The organism is Pseudomonas fluorescens group sp., assembly GCF_020093335.1.
GTDB lineage: Bacteria > Pseudomonadota > Gammaproteobacteria > Pseudomonadales > Pseudomonadaceae > Aquipseudomonas > Aquipseudomonas petroselini.
This window is the reverse complement of the sequence record NZ_JAIOKW010000002.1, coordinates 329,713-348,182: the sequence shown is the minus strand read 5'-3', so window position 1 is coordinate 348,182 and position 18,470 is coordinate 329,713. Positions and strand designations below refer to the sequence as shown.

The 18,470-nt window shown below is 62.4% G+C and carries 15 protein-coding genes; 7 read left to right on the top strand and 8 right to left on the bottom strand.

The features are described from left to right. Positions 1 to 214: 214 nt before the first annotated feature. The 5 genes from K7431_RS04490 to K7431_RS04470 all read left to right on the top strand — a co-directional run bounded on the left by K7431_RS04490 (position 215) and on the right by K7431_RS04470 (position 6,708). Positions 215 to 2,728: a TonB-dependent receptor gene (locus K7431_RS04490; protein WP_012724842.1), complete on the top strand. Its 2,514-nt coding sequence runs from the start codon at positions 215 to 217 to the stop codon at positions 2,726 to 2,728. A 142-nt stretch (positions 2,729 to 2,870) separates the two neighbouring features. Further along, complete coding sequence (locus K7431_RS04485; protein WP_043205507.1) at positions 2,871 to 4,736, top strand: phytase; 1,866 nt, start codon at positions 2,871 to 2,873, stop codon at positions 4,734 to 4,736. A gap of 47 nt (positions 4,737 to 4,783) precedes the next feature. Further along, entirely contained in the window at positions 4,784 to 5,476 is a 693-nt protein-coding gene (tolQ, locus tag K7431_RS04480; protein WP_012724840.1) for a protein TolQ, read from the top strand. Positions 5,477 to 5,491: 15 nt separating this feature from the next. Then, positions 5,492 to 5,938, top strand: a complete 447-nt coding sequence (gene tolR, locus K7431_RS04475; RefSeq protein WP_012724839.1) for a protein TolR — start codon at positions 5,492 to 5,494, stop codon at positions 5,936 to 5,938. Beyond that, complete coding sequence (locus K7431_RS04470) at positions 5,935 to 6,708, top strand: TonB family protein (protein WP_012724838.1); 774 nt, start codon at positions 5,935 to 5,937, stop codon at positions 6,706 to 6,708. Before tolR ends, K7431_RS04470 begins: the two co-directional genes overlap by 4 nt. A 100-nt stretch (positions 6,709 to 6,808) precedes the next feature. Here the strand turns inward: K7431_RS04470 and K7431_RS04465 are convergent, their stop codons facing one another. From K7431_RS04465 to K7431_RS04435, 7 genes are all read right to left on the bottom strand, one after another. Further along, positions 6,809 to 7,753 (bottom strand): D-isomer specific 2-hydroxyacid dehydrogenase family protein, encoded by a 945-nt coding sequence (locus K7431_RS04465; RefSeq protein WP_012724837.1) that lies wholly within the window; start codon positions 7,751 to 7,753, stop codon positions 6,809 to 6,811. Then, a complete protein-coding gene (locus tag K7431_RS04460; protein WP_012724836.1) occupies positions 7,750 to 8,928 on the bottom strand; it encodes an acyl-CoA dehydrogenase family protein in 1,179 nt (392 codons plus the stop codon). The genes K7431_RS04465 and K7431_RS04460 overlap by 4 nt, the downstream gene beginning before the upstream one ends. 30 nt (positions 8,929 to 8,958) lie before the next feature. Beyond that, on the bottom strand, positions 8,959 to 9,642 hold the full coding sequence (locus K7431_RS04455; protein ID WP_012724835.1) for a peroxiredoxin-like family protein: 684 nt from the start codon (positions 9,640 to 9,642) through the stop codon (positions 8,959 to 8,961). Next, positions 9,639 to 11,003 carry an LLM class flavin-dependent oxidoreductase gene (locus K7431_RS04450; protein ID WP_012724834.1) on the bottom strand — a complete coding sequence of 455 codons (1,365 nt, stop codon included), beginning with the start codon at positions 11,001 to 11,003 and terminating at the stop codon, positions 9,639 to 9,641. Before K7431_RS04450 ends, K7431_RS04455 begins: the two co-directional genes overlap by 4 nt. Before the next feature lie 12 nt (positions 11,004 to 11,015). Beyond that, positions 11,016 to 11,990 (bottom strand): ABC transporter substrate-binding protein, encoded by a 975-nt coding sequence (locus K7431_RS04445; RefSeq protein ID WP_012724833.1) that lies wholly within the window; start codon positions 11,988 to 11,990, stop codon positions 11,016 to 11,018. 841 nt (positions 11,991 to 12,831) lie between these two features. Then, complete coding sequence (locus K7431_RS04440; RefSeq protein WP_012724832.1) at positions 12,832 to 14,415, bottom strand: rhodanese-related sulfurtransferase; 1,584 nt, start codon at positions 14,413 to 14,415, stop codon at positions 12,832 to 12,834. Further along, positions 14,412 to 15,023 (bottom strand): cysteine dioxygenase, encoded by a 612-nt coding sequence (locus tag K7431_RS04435; protein WP_012724831.1) that lies wholly within the window; start codon positions 15,021 to 15,023, stop codon positions 14,412 to 14,414. The genes K7431_RS04440 and K7431_RS04435 overlap by 4 nt, the downstream gene beginning before the upstream one ends. 217 nt (positions 15,024 to 15,240) lie before the next feature. Here K7431_RS04435 and K7431_RS04430 point away from each other — a divergent pair, with 217 nt between their 5' ends. Next, a complete protein-coding gene (locus tag K7431_RS04430; RefSeq protein ID WP_012724830.1) occupies positions 15,241 to 16,146 on the top strand; it encodes a LysR family transcriptional regulator in 906 nt (301 codons plus the stop codon). A 107-nt stretch (positions 16,147 to 16,253) separates the two neighbouring features. Beyond that, positions 16,254 to 17,048 carry a class II aldolase/adducin family protein gene (locus K7431_RS04425; protein WP_012724829.1) on the top strand — a complete coding sequence of 265 codons (795 nt, stop codon included), beginning with the start codon at positions 16,254 to 16,256 and terminating at the stop codon, positions 17,046 to 17,048. A gap of 243 nt (positions 17,049 to 17,291) precedes the next feature. Here the strand turns inward: K7431_RS04425 and K7431_RS04420 are convergent, their stop codons facing one another. Continuing rightward, the gene (locus K7431_RS04420; RefSeq protein WP_012724828.1) at positions 17,292 to 18,374 is read right to left on the bottom strand and encodes an LLM class flavin-dependent oxidoreductase; all 1,083 of its coding nucleotides are present in this window, start codon (positions 18,372 to 18,374) and stop codon (positions 17,292 to 17,294) included. Between the last annotated feature and the right edge of the window lie 96 nt (positions 18,375 to 18,470).

Sequence of the window (18,470 nt, the reverse complement as noted above, 5' to 3'; positions counted from 1 at the left end):
GTCCCTGACCCACCGCTATCGGGGGCAAGCCCCCTCCCACAGTTGATCTCCATAGGTCATATCAGCTCATTCCAAGCAGAGAATCAGGCAAAACCCTCGGTTTACGGGGCTCCGCGCCGATCGCTGTCACAGAACCGTCATCCCCCACCCCTAGCGTGCCCTCCCAGTTGCCGGGCCCGTTGCCTGGCGCCAACGGATTCTTGGGGAGGATTGCATGTACAAGCGCACCGGGCTCGTCAGCTTCACGCTTACCGCCTTGGCCCTGGCGATGGCCAGCGAGCGGCTGAATGCGGCCGACGCGGCCACCACCGAGCACGTCGAAGTGGTTGGCCAGGCGGCGGCCATGGACCAGGCACTCAAGGAGCAGCGCAAGTCCGACAGCATCAAGAGCGTGGTGCATGCCGACGGCGTGGCCCAGTTGCCGGATGAAAACGTCGCCGAAGCGGCGCAGCGCCTGCCAGGCATCAGCGTGGAGCGCGACCAGGGTGAAGGGCGCTTCGTCAGCGTGCGTGGCCTGGGCCCGGACCTCAACAGCGTGACCATCAACGGCACCCTGGTGCCCGCGCCGGAAAGCGCGCGGCGCGCCGTCGCACTGGATGTGCTGCCCTCGGAACTGGTGCAGTCGCTGTCGGTGATCAAGACCCTCACGCCGGACATGGACGCCAACTCCCTCGGCGGCACGGTCGATGTGCAAAGCCTGTCGGCCTTCGACCACAAGGGCTTGTTCTACACCGGCAGTACCGAAGCCAGCTACGACAAGAACACGCGCCAGACCAGCCCGAAATTCTCCGGTGCGGCCAGCAACCGTTTCAGCCTTGGCGACGGCATCGACAACTTCGGCGTGGCCGCCGCGCTGAGCTGGCAGAAGCGTGACTTCGGCTCGGACAACGTCGAGACCGGCGGCGCCTGGGACTTCACCGACGGCGCCAAGCTCAATGAGTTCGAACAGCGCGACTACGACATCAGCCGCGAACGCGCCGGTGGCGGCCTGAACTTCGACTACAAGCCCGACGACCTCAGCAGCTACTACCTGCGCACCCTCTACAGCCGCTACACAGACACCGAAACCCGCAACGCCGCCAGCCTCGAATTTGCCGACCCCCAGGCACCTGGTGAGTTGGGCGACGCCGAAGCCAAGCGCAAGCTGAAAAACCGCGAAGAAACCCAGGAAATCCAATCCTACGTGTTTGGCGGCGAACGCATGCTCGGCCTGTGGACCCTGAGCGGCCAGGCCGGCTACAGCCAATCCAGCGAAGACAGCCCGGCGCACATCGCCGGTGCCACCTTCGACGGCGGTGACTTTGCCAACAGCGGCTTCTATGACCAGGACAAACCACGCCCGATCATCGGCAGCGGCTTCTACGACGCGCGCAACTTCACCCTCGACAAAGTCGACTGGGAAAAACAGAACACAAAAGACACCGAGAAAAACCTGCGCCTGGACCTGGCCCGCGACTACGACCTGAGCGGCTATGCGTCCCAGGTGAAATTCGGCGGCAAAGTCAGCCGCCGCCACAAAGACAACGACCTGGAAGCCTGGGTCTACAAAGACTTCGACACCCTCGGCTTCAGCGCCGACCAGCTCAACCTCAGCCAATTCCAGAAGGGCAGCGTCGACTACCGTCTCGGCAACTACGGCCCCGGCATCAGCCCCGGCGCTATCAAGCAGCTGATCGGCAGCCTCAACCCGGCAGACTTCTATGACGAGACCGAATCACGGGTCAACGACTTCACCATTCGCGAAGACATCAACGCCGGCTACCTGATGAACACCATCGATATCGACGACTGGCGCTTCATCGCCGGCCTGCGCTACGAGGGCACCGAGTTTGAAGCCAAGGGCACCGGCGCCACCGATGGCGTGTTCACGCCGACCGAGACCAAGCGCCGTTATCACCACTGGCTGCCGGGCCTGCATGCGCGCTACCAGATCGACAAGCACACCCAGGTGCGCGCGGCCTGGACCAAGTCGGTGGTGCGCCCGACCTTCGGCCAATTGGCGCCGGGGTTTGTCATCGACGATGACGAAGCCACCTTTGGCAACCCGGACCTCAAGCCCCTGGAGTCGAGCAACCTGGACCTGGGCATCGAGCACTTCATGGGCCGCGCCGGCACCGTCTCGGCCTTCGTGTTCTACAAAGACATCAAAAACTTCGTCTACAACACCGACCTCGCCGGTACCGGCGCCTGGACCAACTTCGCCGAGGCCCACACCTACGCGAATGGCGACAGCGCCAAGCTCTACGGCCTGGAACTGGCCTACTCACAGAAATTCGACTGGCTGCCTGCACCGTGGAACGGCCTGCTGATCGGTGCCAACAGCACGTTCAGCCGCTCCAGCGCCGACATCGAAGGCTTCGACAGCACCAGCGGGACGAACCGCAAGCGCAACATCAGCCTGCCCAACCAGTCCGACACCGTCGGCAACCTGATGCTCGGTTGGGAAGACGACAAGCTCAGCCTGCGCGTCTCGGCCAACTACAAATCGGCGTACCTCTATGAGCTGGCCTCGATCAACGACAAGGCTCACGACCTGCACGTCGACGCACAGACCTTCGTCGACTTCAGCGCGTGCTACTCGCTGACCAAGAACCTGCAAGTCAGCTTCGAGGCGCAGAACCTCACCGATGAGTCGTACTTCGTCTACACCGGCCACCGTAGCTACAACGGCCAGTACGAGGAGTACGGCCCCACTTACAAGCTGGGCCTGACGTTCACCCATTTCTAACCCACACCTCGATTCCAATGTGGGAGGGGGCTTGCTCCCGATGGCGATGGGTCAGGTACACATTTATTGGCTGATACACCGCTATCGGGAGCAAGCCCCCTCCCACATGGATCTCCATTGCTTTCGAAGGATTTGTTCGTTCATGAGAATCTCCAAGTTGTACCTGCTGATCGCGTTGGCCGCTTGCTCACCGGTAATGGCCGCCGACCTGGCGCTGACGCCTTGGGCACCCAGCCTGAATGCCGAAGCCATGGCCTTCCTGCCCAACGGCAGCGAACGCCTGGCCGCCGGCACCCGCGACGGCCTGCAACTGCTCGACAAAAACGGTGCCGAACTGGCCCGTTTCACAGGCAATTTCAGCAGCCTCGACACCCGCGTCGTCGGTGCCCAGGTGCTGGTGGCCAGCCTCGACAACGACCGCCAACAGGCCTTGCTGATCAGCCTCGATGCGTCCACCAAGACCTTTGGCCAACCGCTGTACCTGCCCACCCGCGATTACCCGGTGAATGGCCTGTGCCTGTACCGCGACGGGGCGGCCAATCTGTTTGTGTTCCTGGTGGGCGAGGAGGGCAAGGGCGAGCAATGGCTGGTAGGCAACGGATCGACGTTGCTCGCCGAAGCCCAGCGTGTACGCGGCTTGCCGCTGCCACCGTCGGCGCAGTTCTGCCAGGTGGATGACGCCACCCAGCAACTGGTGGTGAATGAAGAAAACGTCGGCTGGTGGGCCTACCCGGCGCACCCGGAAGCCGATGTCAAACGCGCCCCGGTGGCCCTGTTCGACAGCCCCAAGCGCGAAGCCGGGGCTATGGCGCTGGTACCGGGCGGTGTGGTGGCGCTTGACCCCAAGACCGCCCAGTTGCACCTGTTCCAGCACAGCGGTGAGCGTTGGGTTGAGCAATCGAGCCTGACGTTGCCAGGTCTCAAGGAACCGGAACAACTCAGCGTTAATGGCCAGCACCTGCTGGTGCGTGATGACGACACCGGCAAGCTGTATCAAGGCACACTCAACTGGCAAGCCAAACCTGTGGCGGCCGCGCCGGTACTGCCGGAAGTCGCTGCGCTGCGCCAGACCGATCCAGTCGGCCGCCAGGGCGATGCAGCGGATGACCCGGCGATCTGGATTCACCCCACGCAGCCGGAAAAAAGCCGCGTGCTCGGCACTAACAAGAAACAGGGCCTGCTGGCCTATGACCTCGACGGCAAGCTGTTGCAGGAACTGGCGGTCGGCCGCCTCAACAACGTCGACGTCCGCCCCCACTTCAAGCTCGGCGCGCACACCGTCGACCTCGCCGTGGCGAGTAACCGAGATCGCAACAGCCTGAGCCTGTTCAGCATCGACCGCCAGAGCGGCGAACTGCGTGAAGCCGGTGAAGTGCCGACGCCGCTCAAGGACATCTACGGTATCTGCCTGTTCCAGCCCGCCGGCGGGGACCTCTACGCCATCGCCAACGGCAAGGACGGCACCTTCCTGCAATACCGCCTCAGCGCGCCGGATGGCCGTGTGCAGGGCGAGCTGGTGCGCCAGTTCAAGGTCGACAGCCAGCCCGAAGGCTGCGTGGCCGATGACCAGCGCCAGCGGCTGTTTATCGGTGAAGAAGATGTCGGCGTGTGGGCGGTGGATGCGCGTGCCGACCAACCGGCCACGCTCACCAGCGTGATCAAGGTCGGCCCGCAACTGCAGGCGGATGTCGAGGGCCTGGCGCTGTACCAGAGCGATAAGCGCGATTACCTGGTGATCTCCAGCCAAGGCAACGACAGCTATGTGGTGGTGGATGCCGAGCCGCCGTTTGCCACGCACGGTGCTTTTCGCGTGGGCCTGAACGCCGCCGCCGGCATAGACGGCGCGTCGGAAACCGATGGCCTGGAAGTCACCGCCCTCAACCTCGGCGGGCCCTGGAGCCAAGGCATGCTGGTGGTGCAGGACGGGCGCAAGCGCATGCCCGAGCAGACCCAGAACTTCAAGTTCGTGCCGTGGGCGGAGGTGACCCGCACACTGAAATTACCCTGAACGGTCATCAGCCGGTCATCACTTTTTAATCGAATAGGAGCCTAACCATGCACGCGACGATGGAACATATGACGATCTGGGGTTTGATCAGCGACGCCAGCCTGTTGGTCAAGGCCGTGATGGTCACTTTGCTGCTGGCGTCCTTGCTCAGTTGGTACCTGATCATCCAGCGCGGCAGTGTGCTGCGCCGCCTGGAGCGCCAGTTGAACGGCTTTGTGCGGCGCTTTCGTGCCGCGTCCGATCTGCAGCCGCTGTACCGCGAAACGGTGCAGGCGGGCGAGGGCGGCATTGCGCCGATTTTTATCGCAGGCGTGCAGGAATACCAGCACCTGCACAGCCATGATCCGGCCGTGTTGGAAGGTGTCGAACGTGCGTTGCAGGTAGCGATCACCGAGCAGGAAATCGAGTTGGAAAAGGGCCTGCAATTCCTTGCGACCGTGGGCTCGGTGAGTCCCTACATCGGCCTGTTCGGTACCGTGTGGGGGATCATGAATTCCTTTATCGGCTTATCCCAGGTCCAGCAGGCGACGCTGTCGACGGTGGCGCCGGGCATCGCCGAAGCGTTGATCGCCACCGCCATCGGCCTGTTTGCCGCCATCCCGGCGGTGATCGCCTACAACCGCTTCGCGGCACGCGGCCAGACCTTGCTCACCCGCTACTACGCCTTCGGCAATGAACTGCAAGTGCGTCTGCACCGCACCTTGCGCGGTACGCCGATCAACCTGGCCGTGGCCGCCTGAACAAGGAGCAAACCGATGTTGACCAGGCCGCAACGCAAGCACGGGCCCAAGGCTGAGATGAATGTGGTGCCTTACATCGACGTGATGCTGGTGCTGCTGGTGATCTTCATGGTCACCGCGCCGATGTTGACCCAGGGCGTGAAGATCGAACTGCCCAAGGTCGCCGCCGAAGCGCTGGCCACCGACACCCGCCAGCAGATCCTCACGCTGTCGGTGAAGGCCGACGGGGGTTACTACTGGAACCTCGGCGGCGAGCTCGACACCCGGCACCAGACCGACAGCGCCGTGACCCTGGATGAAATGGGCGCCAAGGTCATGCAGGTAGTGGCGGCACGCAGCGACACCCAGGTGTACATCCGCGCCGATGACAACGCCGGATACGGCCGGGTGGTCGCGGCCATGGCGGTGTTGCAGAAAGGTGGTGTGAGCAACTTGGGGCTGGTGACCGAGGCCCCGCAATGACGGCGATGATCATGCACAGTCCGACGTTAACGATGGCGCACGGGCAACCGTCCGGGTTCTGGAGAAACAGCTTCGCGGCGAGCCTGGCGGTGGCGCTGCACGTGGGCGTGCTGGCAGCGCTGATGCTGGGTGGGTCAACAGAAAAAACGCCGGTGCAAGCACCCAGGGTGATGCATACCCAGTTGGTGATGATGCCACCTGCGCCTGTTCCTGTTCCTGTTCCTGCTCCCGCACCTGAGCCGGTGGCCCTCACACCTCCGGAGCCCGTCGCTGTTCCCGAACCGGTGAAGCCCACCGTCGATCCGCAGATCCAGGCGCAGAAACTTGAGAAGGCCGCCTTGGCGCGCAAGCGTGTCGAAGACAAGAAAATCGAGCAACAACAAGAACGCTTGGCGACTGAACAGCGCAACCGCGAGCTGGAGCAACAGCGAGTGAACCAGGAACGCCTCGCCGCTGAACGCGCCCGCCCCGCAGCACCCGCCCCCGCGCCAGCCTTTGACAGCCGTCAATACCAGCCCTTGAGCAAGGAAGCGCCGGACTACCCCGAGCGTGCCCTGGACAAGAACATCGAAGGCGATTGCTCCGTGGAATACACCGTCAACATTCAGGGCCGTGTGGAAAACCCCAGGGTGCTGGACGGCTGCCACCCGTTGTTCATGCGACCTTCATTGGCGGCGGCAAATACCTTCCGCTACCAGCCACGGATTGTTGATGGAAAACCCGTGCCCGTGCCAGCAGTGCGCAACACGTTCCACTACCGCATCAAGTAGCCCACCTTTATGCGTTATGGGGATGATACTTTTTGCCTGACCACAATACCCAATGTGGGAGGGGGCTTGCTCCCTCCCACCTGTTGATTGCTGTTCGGCGTTATGAATTCGCCAGGTTCTCCAACGTCCTACCGTCGATATACCGCTCCAGGTTCGCCAAAAACGTATCGGCAATCTCGTTGCGGCTATTGGTCGAAATCGCCGATGTGTGCGGCGACAACCTCACCCTTGGATGGGTGTACAACGGATGCCCATCCGGCAACGGCTCCGGCTCGGTTACATCCAGCGATGCCAGCCCGATCTGCCCGTTATCCAGCGCTTCCAGCAGCGCCTCCTGGTCCAGCAAGCCACCCCGTGCAATATTGATCAAGTGCAGCCCTGGCTTGGCGCTGCCCAGCACATCACGGTTGATGATATGCCGTGTGGACTCGGTCAGCGGTGCCGCCACCACCAGGTGATCGGCGCGCGCGAACAGGTCGTGAATGTCCTTGGCGGCTTCAACCCCCGTGCTGAACGGCGTCGGACTTTGACGCAGCGCCACCACCTTGATCCCCAAGGCCAGGGCTTTTTGCGCCAGGCTTTCGCCAATCGCACCAAACCCCAGGATGCCCAGTGTCGTGCCCTTGAGCGGGCGCAGCGGGGTGAATTGCCACTGGGCGTCCTTCACCCAGATCTCCGGTAAATGCTTGGACGCGGCAAAGATCGCGGCCAAGGCAAATTCGGCCAAGTTGTCGGCGGCACTGCCGCGCGAGGTGGTCACCGGCGGCCCGTTGAACAGCCACTGCGGGTAGAAGTCGATGCCCGACGACACCAGGTGCACCCACTGCGCGCCGTACGGCCAGCCCGGTGGCGGCGTATCCGGCGCGGTGTAGCCACGCACGTTGATCGGGCGCAGCAATAGAATGTTGGCCTGGGGCGGCAGGTCGCTGGGTACGCCCACGGGTACGCCGATCACTTGCGCGCCGGGGTGGATCGAGGCCAGGCGCTGGCGGATCACGTCGTTGTAATCTTCGTCCAGCTGGCTGGCAATCATCACCTGGCTCATGGGCGTTCCTTGTGGCGTTGGGCGAAGACGGCTTTGCCGACACCTTGCAACACGGCGTCGTTCTGCGGGGTGTGCACGCGGCTGCAGAGTACATCGCGGTAATGCCGTTGCAGTGGGCTATGGCGCGACAGGCCTGGGTTACCCGAGGCCTCGATGGCCAGCTCCACGGCGCGGATGGCGTTGTGGGTGACCAGGTACTTCAACTGCGCGGCATTGGCCGACGGGGTATGGCCTTCGGCCGCGGCGTCGAGCAGGCTGCGGTTGGCAAACAGCAGGGTGTCGATGTGGCCGACGGTTTCCTGGAAGCGCGGCAAGGTCGACAGCGCGGCGCCAAGGTTGGATGGCTGGCGCTCTTCCAGCCAGTTCACCAGCCAGTCCCGCGCGGCCTGGGCCACGGCGTCGTACACCGAGGACAACAACACCGACATCCACAGGAAACCCTCGCCGTCCAGCTCCGGCGAGGGCGCGCTCCACGGGCTGACGCTGACGGCGTGATCGAGTGGCACCCGCACGTTGTCGAGCACCACTTCATGGCTGCAGGTGGCGCGCATGCCCAGGTGGTCCCAGGTGTCGATGATGCTCACGCCGGGGCTGTCTTTTGGCACCAGCCAGGCGCCGACCAATGGATCGGCGTCATCGCTGCGTGCCCACACGCTGAACCAGCTCAGGCCATGGCTGCCGGTGGAGTAGATCTTGCGTCCGCTGATGCGCCAGCCTTCGGCAGTGCGCACGGCGGTCGTCGCCGGCAGGCCGCCACGGGCCGGGGTGCCCAGGTCGGGCTCGACGCGCAGGGCGTTGATCAGGGCGCCGTCGCGCACAGCGTCATTCGCCACTTGCGTGCGCAAGTGCGCCGGCCACGTCTTGCTGTCTTGCAGGCGTGTGTGTTGCAGGTACTGCATCACAAGGATCAGCGCGGTGGACGGTTCGCCCTTGGCAATCGCACTGATCGCCTTGCGCGCCTGGGGCAGGCTAGCACCGCCGCCGCCCAGAGACTTGGGCACCGTGAGGGCGACCAGGCCGTGTTCGTGCAGCAACGTGAAGTTGGCATGAGGGAAGGCGCCGCTCTCGTCATAGAGGTGCGCGGTGCTGGCCAGCTCGGTGCTGAGGCGTTCGAGCAGGGCTTCGAAGTTGGCGACTTCCACGGAGCGCAGAGACGGTTGAGACGATGAAGTCATGATGATTGTACTCGGTCAAAATGTGGGAGCTCAGATAGCGATGCGTACAGGCTGCTCGCCCAACAACCGCTCCACGGCCTGCAGCACCGGCTCAGCTTCAGTGCGCACCAGCCAATCCGGGCTCACCTCCACAAACGCCACCGTGCCGTCCCCGGCAATCACCACCACCGTCGGTTGCGGCAACTCCCAGGTACCGGTGCCGGTGGTTTCGCCAAGGTGATTGCCCTTGGCCAGGGCGGCATTGCGCGATGCCTCATCGGCGCTGTAGAGAATGCCCAGGCGTCGGCCGAGGGTGTTGTCGGGGTCACTGGCCACCTGCAGTTGCAGGGTGTGCCGGGTCTTGATTTCGACCAGGCGCTCAGGCACTTGCGGGCTCACTGCTACCAGCGGCACGCCCAGTTCGCGCAGGCGGGGGTAGAGCTGGCGTTCGTAATAGGGCAGGGCGATGTTGCACGCCGGGCAGCCGGCAAAGCGGAAGAAAATCAGCACCGCCGGACCGTCCGCCAGCAGCAGGTCGCGGTTGAGTTCACCGCCTTCTACCGTGAGCAGGGTGAACGGGGCCAGCTCATCGCCGACCTGCACGTAGTCGTCGGGGCGCGCTTCATCCACCAGGCGCTGGCGTTGGTCGATATTGACCTGCAACGCTTCCGGCGCCCAGGTGGCGACACGTTCGGCGTGCAGGTCCGCCAGTTGACGGTTGAGGGATTCACTCATGCCAGCGCCTCCTGTTTTTCTTCAACCTCGGCGGCGACGCTGTAGCGGTTGGCCGGTACGTCCAGGCCCAAGTTGTCGCGCAGGGTATGGCCCGTGTATTCGCTGCGGAACAGGCCGCGTTGCTGCAACACCGGCACCACCCATTCGGTGAAATACTGCAAACCGTCCGGCAGCACCGAGTTGATGATGAAACCATCGCTGGCGCCGGTCTCGAACCAGGCCTGGATCGCATCGGCGACTTGCTCCGGGGTGCCGACAAAATCACGTTTTGGCCGCGAAAAGTGCAGGGCGACTTCACGTAGGGTCAGGCCTTCGTCCTTGGCCAGTTGTTTGATGCGGTCGGAGCCGCCTTTCTGGCTGTTGGAACCGAGGTCGCCGAGCTCCGGGAACGGCGCGTCCAAGGGATATTTGCTGAAGTCGTGATCGTTGAACGGGCGGCCGAGGGCGACGATTGCGTCTTCCACGGTGACCAGGTCGACGGCTTGCTGATAGCGGCTTTCCACTTCAGCCTCATCGCGGCCGACGATCGGACGAATACCCGGCAGGATCGACAGGCTTTGCGGGTCGCGGCCAAAGCCTTTGGCGCGACGCTTCAGGTCTTGGGAATAGGCCAGGCCCTCTTCGATGCTGTCCACGTGCACAAAGATCGCATCGGCGTTCTGCGCGGCAAAGTTGCGCCCATCCTCCGAGGTGCCGGCCTGGAAAATCACCGGTTGGCCCTGGCGCGAGCGCGCGATGTTCAGCGGGCCTTTCACCGAGAAGAAATCGCCCTTGTGGTTGAGTGCATGCAGCTTGCTCGGGGCAAAAAACTCGCCGGTCTGTTTGTTGTAGGTAAAGGCATCGTCTTCCCACGAATCCCACAGGCCCTGGACCGTGTTCACGTGTTCCTTGGCGATGCGGTAACGCACGGCATGGGGTGGATGCTCGGCCTTGCTGAAGTTGTCAGCGGTGCCGCTCAGCCACGAGGTGACCACGTTCCAACCGGCGCGGCCGCCGCTGATATGGTCCAGGGACGAGAACTGACGCGCCACCTGGTAGGGCTCGGTGTAGCTGACGGTCACGGTGGCGACCAAGCCAATATTCGTGGTGATCGCCGCGAGTGCCGACAGGATGGTCAGCGGCTCGAAACGGTTGAGGTAGTGTGGGCTGGACTTGGCGTGGATGTGCAGGCTGTCGGCGATGAAGACGAAGTCGAACTTGGCGGCTTCGGCCAATTCAGTCTGCTGCTTGTAGAAACCGAAGCTGGTGCTGGCATTCGGTTGGGCGTTCGGGTGGCGCCATTCGCCCCAGCCGTGTCCCACGCCGTGGACCATGGCGCCCAGTTTCAAATGACGTGGTTTTGCTTGATGTGGCTTGCTCATGTTCTGCTCCTGTTAGCGCGATGCTTGGGAAAGGGGGGCACGCTTGGCGTTGAAGCTCTTATCGAAGCCCTGTGACACGTCGATGTGCTGGGTCAGCAGGCCTTCTTTTTGATAGGTATCGGCGGTCGCTTGCAGGCCGCTGATGACGGAGTCGTCGATGGCGACCGGGGTCAGGTGGGTGTCCTTGGCCACCTCGACGTGCACGGCCAACGGCAGGCCAGTGATCTTGGCTTGGGCGGCGGCGTACTCATCAGGGTGGGTGTTGGCCCAGGCGTAAGCGCGGTCGACGCGTGCGACAAAGTCATCCAGTTGCGGGCGCTTGTCGGCGATGGCTTTTTGGGTGGCCGCGAGGTACAGGTGGTTGCTCAGCAGCTTGTTACCACTGATCAACACGCGAGCCTGGCTTTGCGAAGTGACCACGGTGGTGTACGGGTCCCAGGTGGCCCAGGCATCGACAGTGCCGTTATCCAGCACCAGGCGTGATTCGCTGGGCAGCAGGAAAATGAACTGCACATCCTTGGTGGTCAGGCCGGCGGTGGCCAGGGCCTTGATCGCCAGGTAATGGCCGATGGAACCGCGCCCGGTGACGATCTTCTTGCCCTTGAGGTCGGCGACGGTCTTGATCGGCGAGTCCTTGGGCACCAGCAAGGCAGTGGTGTTGCGCCCTTCGGCGTGGATGATGCTGACCACCTTGAGCGACGCACCGGCACCCAGGGCGAACACATAAGGCGCATCGCCGAGGGCGCCGATATCCACGGCGCCGGCATTCAAGGCTTCGCCCAGGGGCGAGGCGGACGGGAATTCCGACCACTGGATCTCGTAGGGCACGTTTTTGGTTTCGCCGGAGACTTCCAGCAATGCCTTGATCGTGGATTTCTGGTTGGCCACGCGCAGGGATTGCAGGTCGGCGGCGTGTGCGCTGCCGATCAGGCCGAAGGCGAGGGCGGTACCCAGGAGCAGGCGTTTGAAAGGGGTGGTAAGGACCATGGGATGCAGGCTCCAGGCAGATCAAGAAAGGGTTTGATTACCTCCGCCTGGAGAAGGGGTCGGTGCATGGGTTAACGTTATGCCCATAAAAACGCGCTGTGAAGTTCTTTTTGGTTATAAGTTAATTATTAAAATATTTGATTATGTGTGAATTGATTATTCGATAATTGCATTTGTTGGCGCGTTGCGCGCCAAGGCGAATATCTCGTCAGGGGGGATTTTTGTGGTGAGCAGGCTTGCCCTGTGCTGGGCTGCGTAGCAGCCCTATCAATGCCACCGGTTTTTTTTGGGTAGGACTTCGGTGGCTGGTTTTGGGGCTGCTTCGCAGCCCAGCGCAGGGGTTGGGGTAACGGGGTCAAAACGCGTCTGGACCTGGCCTGCGCCTGACAGGAGCAAATGCACATCAGGGGAGCGCTTTTTGTGGTGAGCAGGCTTGCCCTGCGCTGGGCTGCGAAGCGGCCCTATCAATGTCACCGTGTTTTTTCGGGTAGAACTTCGGTGGCTGGTTTTGGGGCTGCTTCGCAGCCCGGCGCAGGGCAAGCCTGCTCACTACAGGGGTTGGGGTCACAGGGTCAAACGCGTCTGTACCTGGCCTGCGCCAGACAGGAGCAAATGCACATCAGGGGAGCGCTTTTTGTGGTGAGCAGGGGTTGGGGTAACAGGGTCAAAACGCGTCTGTACCTGGCCTGCGCCAGACAGGAGCAAATGCGCATCAGGGGAGGGCTTTTTGTGGTGAGCAGGCTTGCCCTGCGCTGGGCTGCGTAGCAGCCCTATCAATGCCACCGTGTTTTTCGGGTAGAACGCCGGTGGCTGGTTTTGGGGGGCAGGCGTTTCAGGTGGATCAGATCACGTAGAAACCATGGGTGCCGTCGCGAGCCAATTGGTCGACCAGGCCGTACTCCCAATCCAGGTACGCTTGCATGGCTTCCTTGGGGTTGTCGGTGCCTTCGTATGGGCGGCGGTAGCGGTCGATGCGCGGTGAAGCCAGGTGGGTTTCACCTTCTTCCAGCGGCAGTTGCACGTTGATCCAGCCGGCGGTGCCGTCTTGCAGCAGGAACACTTGGTTCCCGGTGATGGCTTCGACTTCGGCCACCGCCAGGCGCGCCAATTGGCTGCTGCCGCAGGTCAGTACGTAGCGTTGGGCGGCAGGCACCTTGGCCAGGGCCTGGGACAGCTGGGCGCGCAGCACCCACCAGGCACCAGGGATATGGCGTTTCACGTAGTTGGCGCTGGCGGTGAAATCCAGCACCACGGTGTCGCCATGCTTCAGCCACTCGGCCAGGGTGTGCGGGCTGATCAGCTCGGCCTGAGGCGGGGCCGGTACCGGCGCGACCCAGGCGCCTTTTTCGCTGAAGTGCGCCGCGTGCAGGTCATCCAGCACATGCACTTCCCAGCCCAATTGCGCGAGCCAGGATGCGGACATATTGGCCCGCACGCCGTCGTCATCCGCCAGCACCAACCGGGCGCCACGCACGCTGGCGACGTGGTCGGTTTCCTGCACCAGCTGCCCGCCGGGGGTGGAGCGCGCGCCCGGCAGGTGACCGGCTTCGAATTCTTCCGGAGTACGTACATCGAACAGGTAGGTGGTGCGGGTTTTTTCCTGCTGCCAGGCGTGCAGGTCGGCGAGGGTGGCACGACCCACGCGGGCCTTGTCGGCCACTCGGCGTGCATCCGCAGCGGCAGCCTGGCGATGTGCTTCCGACGTCGGTGCAAAACGTCGCGATTGACCATGGGCAAGTTTCTGCCCGGCCAATGTCCAGCCGATGGTGCCGTTACGCAGGGCCGATACCGGGTTGGCCACGCCGGCATTGATCAGCGATTGGGTGCCGATAATGCTGCGAGTACGCCCGGCGCAGTTGACGATGATACGGGTGGCCGGGTCCGGCGCCAGTTCACGGGCACGCAATACCAGTTCGGCGCCCGGCACGCTGATGCCGGTGGGAATGCTCATGGTCTGGTATTCGTCGAAACGCCGTGCATCGAGCACCACCACATCGGCCTGGCTGTCGAGCAGCGCCTGCACTTCTTCGGCGGCCAGTGACGGCGTGTGGCGCTCGCTTTCGACTAATTCACCAAACGCCTTGCTCGGCACGTTCACGTCGATAAACAGCTCGCCACCGGCCTTGCGCCAACCGTCCAACCCACCTTCCAACACACTTACCTGGGTGTAGCCCAGCGCGACCAGGCGCTCGGCGGCGCGGGCGGCCAAGCCTTCGCCGTTGTCGTAGACGGTGACCTGGGTATCGCGCCGTGGAATGCGCGAATACACCTCCAGCTCCAGCTTGGACAGCGGGATATTGGCGGCGAACAACGGGTGGGATTCGGCAAACGGCGCTTCTTCGCGCACGTCGACCAGGGCGACTTCTTCATGGTCCAACAGGGCCTGGCGAATCCGGGCAAAGCTGCGAGTCGATACGGTGGTCATAGGGCAGGGCTCTTTTCTTTGGACAAATCCCAGATGTTCGGGAGGAAGGCGTTGGAGTAGCCGGAGATAAACAGTTTCTCGCTGCCGTCAGGCTGGTACACCGCGCGGCGTACCGCACCGATGTTGGCGCCGTATACATGGATGCTGATGGACACTTGGTCGCTGTGAGCATTGCTCACCTGGTGGATGTCACCGACTTTGGGCGACACCGCTTCAACCTGCCCCGGCACCAGCTGGATCGGCTTGCCTTCGGCTACCAGGCGGCCATCGGGGGCACGTTCAAAACCTTGGGAAAACTCTGCCCCGCGCAACATGCCGATCAGCCCCCACACCCGGTGGTCATGAATCGGCGTGCTTTGCCCCGGCCCCCATACAAAGCTGACGATGCTGAAACGCTGGCGCGAATCGGCATGCAGCAAGAACTGCTGGTAGCGCTCGGGGTCGGGTTGGGCGTATTCATCGGGCAGCCAGTCATCATGGCTGACCAGTTGCGCCAGTAGCTTGCCGCCACGGTGCAGCAGGTCGCCTTCGCGTGGATTGCCGTCGATCAATTCCGCCAGGGCGCCTATGAAGGCTCTGAGTCTCTCGGGGTGTCGGGCCTGGGTCATGACAATTCCATCGTGTGGTCGGTGGTGATGGGTTTATCTAAGCATAATGTTAATAGTTAATATGCTATTTTTTAATGATTAGCTTATAGCTGAAGGTAATTTATAGCGGGCCTGAATAGTGTTAGACGTTATCGATCACAGGGTGGGCTATCCAGGCAGCCTTCCTGCAACTATGCTTCGCACACATCTTAATGACTGTTCTCTATGTGCGGCCCAAATGAAAATTGACGATATCGATGCCTTTGTCGAAGTGATTCGTTGCCAGTCCATCAGCCATGCCGCCGAGTCGTTGCAACTGACCCAGCCGGCCATCACCCGCCGTGTGCAGAACTTCGAGCAGGCGCTTGGCGTGGAGCTGTTCGACCGCAATACCAAACCTCTCAAGCCTACGCTGATCGGCACTCGCGTCTACGAGCAGTGCCGGCTGATCCTGCGCGAGATGGATGCCCTGCGCGAGCTGGTGGCCACCGACGCACCGCCTACCGGCCTGTTGCGCCTGGGCGTGCCGCAGACCATCGGCGATGTGGTGCTGTTGGATGCGCTCAAGCACCTGCGTACCGAATACCCTGAACTGCGCGCCCAGGTCGCCACCGGCTGGGGCAGCCAACTGGTGGGCAAGATCGAGCGCGGCGAGCTGGATGCGGCGGCGGCGTTGTTCCCGGCGGGCAAGATCTTCCCGGATAACATCATCGGCGAGTCCATCGGCAAGATGGAACTGGTGGTGGTGTGCGCCAAATCCCAGCTGCCGAAAAAGCCGTGCAAGCTGGCGGACGTCTATCAGAACGGTTGGATCCTCAACCCGGACGGCTGCGGTTTCCGTGCCGGTTTACAGCGTACCTTGTCCGATCAAGGCCTGGCCCTGCGGGTGAACCTGGAAACCTTTGGCACCGAGCTGCAACTGGGTTTGGTGGCGGACGGCCTGGGCTTGGGCCTGGTGCCTCGGCCACTGCTGGAACGCAGCGCGCATCGCGAGCAATTGGCGGTGATGCCGCTCAAGGACTTCAAGCCGGTCATGGATCTTTGGCTGATCTACCCGCACTTCCTCGGCAACCTGCAGGGCCCGGTGGATGCGTTTGGCAAGTGGGTGGCTGCCTCGTTGCACAAGATCAAGGATGCTGCCTGATATGAAAAAAAATAATAATTAGCTTAGATTAAAATGTGCTTTTTATTATTTTTTTGCATCCCCTAGGCTTGCCTGGAAGTCCTTAAGGCCATCCAGGAAGTTTTGCCATGAGCAGCGTCACCTCGATTTCCAGCGTTTCCAACAATGTTCGCCAACGCGTCACTCCGGAAGAATGGGAAGTGCGCGTCAAACTGGCCGCCGCTTATCGCCTCGCGGCCTTGTACAAGTGGACCGACCACATCTATACCCACTTCTCCGCCCGCGTGCCGGGCCCCGAGGAGCATTTCCTGATCAACGCCTTCGGCCTGTTGTTCGACGAAATCAGCGCCTCCAACCTGGTCAAGGTCGACCTCGACGGCACGATCGTCGATGACCCTACCGGCCTGGGCATCAACTACGCCGGTTATGTGATTCACAGCGCTATCCACGGCGCACGCCACGACCTGCAAGCGGTGCTGCACACCCACACCCGCGACGGTATCGCGGTGTCGGCGCAAAAAGACGGGCTGTTGCCGATCTCCCAGCATTCCATCGGTTTTTCCGGGCGGGTGGCGTACCACGGGTATGAAGGCATTGCCCTCGACCTGGACGAACGCGAGCGGTTGGTGGCGGACCTGGGCGACAAGAGTGTGATGATCCTGCGTAACCACGGCTTGTTGACTGCCGGTGTCAGCGTAGAACACGCGTTCCAGCAACTGCAGCAGTTGGAGCGCGCGTGCACTATCCAGGTCGCGGCGCAGGCAGCGGGGAATGCGGAGTTGATCTTCCCGCCGAAGGAAGTGGTGGAGAAAGTCGAGCAGCAGGCCAAGGCACATTCGACGGGTGAAGGCCCAGGGGTGGCGCGGCATTGGAATGCGTTGATTCGGCAGTTGGAGCGTAGCGATACCGACTATAAAAACTGATCTTAATGTGGGAGGGGGCAAGCCCTAATGTCAGTCAGTTAAGACGTAGAAAGGGTAAAAAATAACCTGTGGCGAGGGAGCTTGCTCCCGTTGGGCCGCGAAGCGGCCCCAGCACTTTGTTTAAAAAGGCTGGGACTGCTGCGCAGTCCAACGGGAGCAAGCTCCCTCGCCACAGGTACAGTGTTTGCCCTTAACTGGCTGGCATTAGGGCAAGCCCCTTCCACCTTGGGTTTTGTGTTGTTCTCAGGCTACCTGCTTGGCCTGCTCGCGTTCTGCGATGAGTTGGCGGGTGAGGGGGATCAAGCGCTTGCCGTAGTCGATCGCATCATTGAGCGGATCAAACCCACGAATCAGGAACGTGGTAATCCCCAGGTCGTAGTAATCCACCAGTGCTTCCGCGACTTGCTCAGCGGTGCCCACCAACGAGGTGGAGTTGCCTTGCGCGCCCAGCAAACCGGCAATCCCGGTCCACAGGCGCTTATCCAGCCGCGAGCCCTGCGCCGCTGCCGCAAGCAACCGACGCGAGCCTTCGTTCGGCGGTTCGCGTCGTACAAAACCATTCTTCTCGGCCAGCGCCGTGGCTTGCTGCAGGATGCTGTCGGCACGCGCCCAGGCCAACGCTTCGGTCTCGGCGAGGATCGGTCGCAACGACAAACTGAAGCGAATCGTGCGCCCATGCTTAGCGGCTTCGGCGCGTACCTGGGTCACGATTTCACGCACTTGCTCATAGGTTTCGCCCCACAGCGCGTAGACGTCGGCATGCTTGCCCGCCACTTCGATCGCGGCCTTGGAGGCGCCGCCGAAATACAGCGGGATATGCGGTTGCTGCGGCGATTTAACGGTGGAGTGCGCCCCTTCGACCTGGTAGTAGGTGCCGTCAAAATCAAAAGGCTGTTCGCTGGTCCATTCCTGGCGCACCACGCTGAGGTATTCGTCGGTGCGCGCGTAGCGTTCGTCCTTGCCGATATGGCTGCCGTCGGCACGCAGTTCGCGGTCGTCGCCACCGGTGATGATGTGCACGGCGGTGCGCCCGCCGTTGAACACGTCGAGTGTGGTGAACTGGCGCGCGGCCAGGGTGGGCTGGGTGAAACCGGGGCGGTGGGCGATGAGGAATTGCAGCTTCTTGGTCACGCTGGCGGCGTGGGAGGCGATCAGCGTGCTGTCCGGGCTGTTGGAATGGAAGGCCACCAGGGCACGGTCGAAACCGGCGTCTTCGTGGGCGCGGGCCACGGTCTCAACGTAGTCGGGTTGCAGGGTAGGGCCGCTGCGTGGATGGATTTCGGAAGCGTGATGGCCGCCGATGTAGCCGATGAATTCAATGCTCATGGTCTGTCCTTATCTGGGGCGTGGTCTCTTGCGGGATGGGCACCTCCACCGGGCAGGGGTCGGATATTCATGTCCAAAGTAGGGGCAGGGACGGCG

What these genes read in the sequence shown, in the direction of transcription:
- K7431_RS04490 (WP_012724842.1), top strand. Translation starts at nt 215, where the DNA reads ATGTACAAGCGCACCGGGCTCGTCAGCTTCACGCTTACCGCCTTGGCC.
- K7431_RS04485 (WP_043205507.1), top strand. Translation starts at nt 2,871, where the DNA reads ATGAGAATCTCCAAGTTGTACCTGCTGATCGCGTTGGCCGCTTGCTCA.
- tolQ (WP_012724840.1), top strand. Translation starts at nt 4,784, where the DNA reads ATGCACGCGACGATGGAACATATGACGATCTGGGGTTTGATCAGCGAC.
- tolR (WP_012724839.1), top strand. Translation starts at nt 5,492, where the DNA reads ATGTTGACCAGGCCGCAACGCAAGCACGGGCCCAAGGCTGAGATGAAT.
- K7431_RS04470 (WP_012724838.1), top strand. Translation starts at nt 5,935, where the DNA reads ATGACGGCGATGATCATGCACAGTCCGACGTTAACGATGGCGCACGGG.
- K7431_RS04465 (WP_012724837.1), bottom strand. Translation starts at nt 7,753, where the DNA reads ATGAGCCAGGTGATGATTGCCAGCCAGCTGGACGAAGATTACAACGAC.
- K7431_RS04460 (WP_012724836.1), bottom strand. Translation starts at nt 8,928, where the DNA reads ATGACTTCATCGTCTCAACCGTCTCTGCGCTCCGTGGAAGTCGCCAAC.
- K7431_RS04455 (WP_012724835.1), bottom strand. Translation starts at nt 9,642, where the DNA reads ATGAGTGAATCCCTCAACCGTCAACTGGCGGACCTGCACGCCGAACGT.
- K7431_RS04450 (WP_012724834.1), bottom strand. Translation starts at nt 11,003, where the DNA reads ATGAGCAAGCCACATCAAGCAAAACCACGTCATTTGAAACTGGGCGCC.
- K7431_RS04445 (WP_012724833.1), bottom strand. Translation starts at nt 11,990, where the DNA reads ATGGTCCTTACCACCCCTTTCAAACGCCTGCTCCTGGGTACCGCCCTC.
- K7431_RS04440 (WP_012724832.1), bottom strand. Translation starts at nt 14,415, where the DNA reads ATGACCACCGTATCGACTCGCAGCTTTGCCCGGATTCGCCAGGCCCTG.
- K7431_RS04435 (WP_012724831.1), bottom strand. Translation starts at nt 15,023, where the DNA reads ATGACCCAGGCCCGACACCCCGAGAGACTCAGAGCCTTCATAGGCGCC.
- K7431_RS04430 (WP_012724830.1), top strand. Translation starts at nt 15,241, where the DNA reads ATGAAAATTGACGATATCGATGCCTTTGTCGAAGTGATTCGTTGCCAG.
- K7431_RS04425 (WP_012724829.1), top strand. Translation starts at nt 16,254, where the DNA reads ATGAGCAGCGTCACCTCGATTTCCAGCGTTTCCAACAATGTTCGCCAA.
- K7431_RS04420 (WP_012724828.1), bottom strand. Translation starts at nt 18,374, where the DNA reads ATGAGCATTGAATTCATCGGCTACATCGGCGGCCATCACGCTTCCGAA.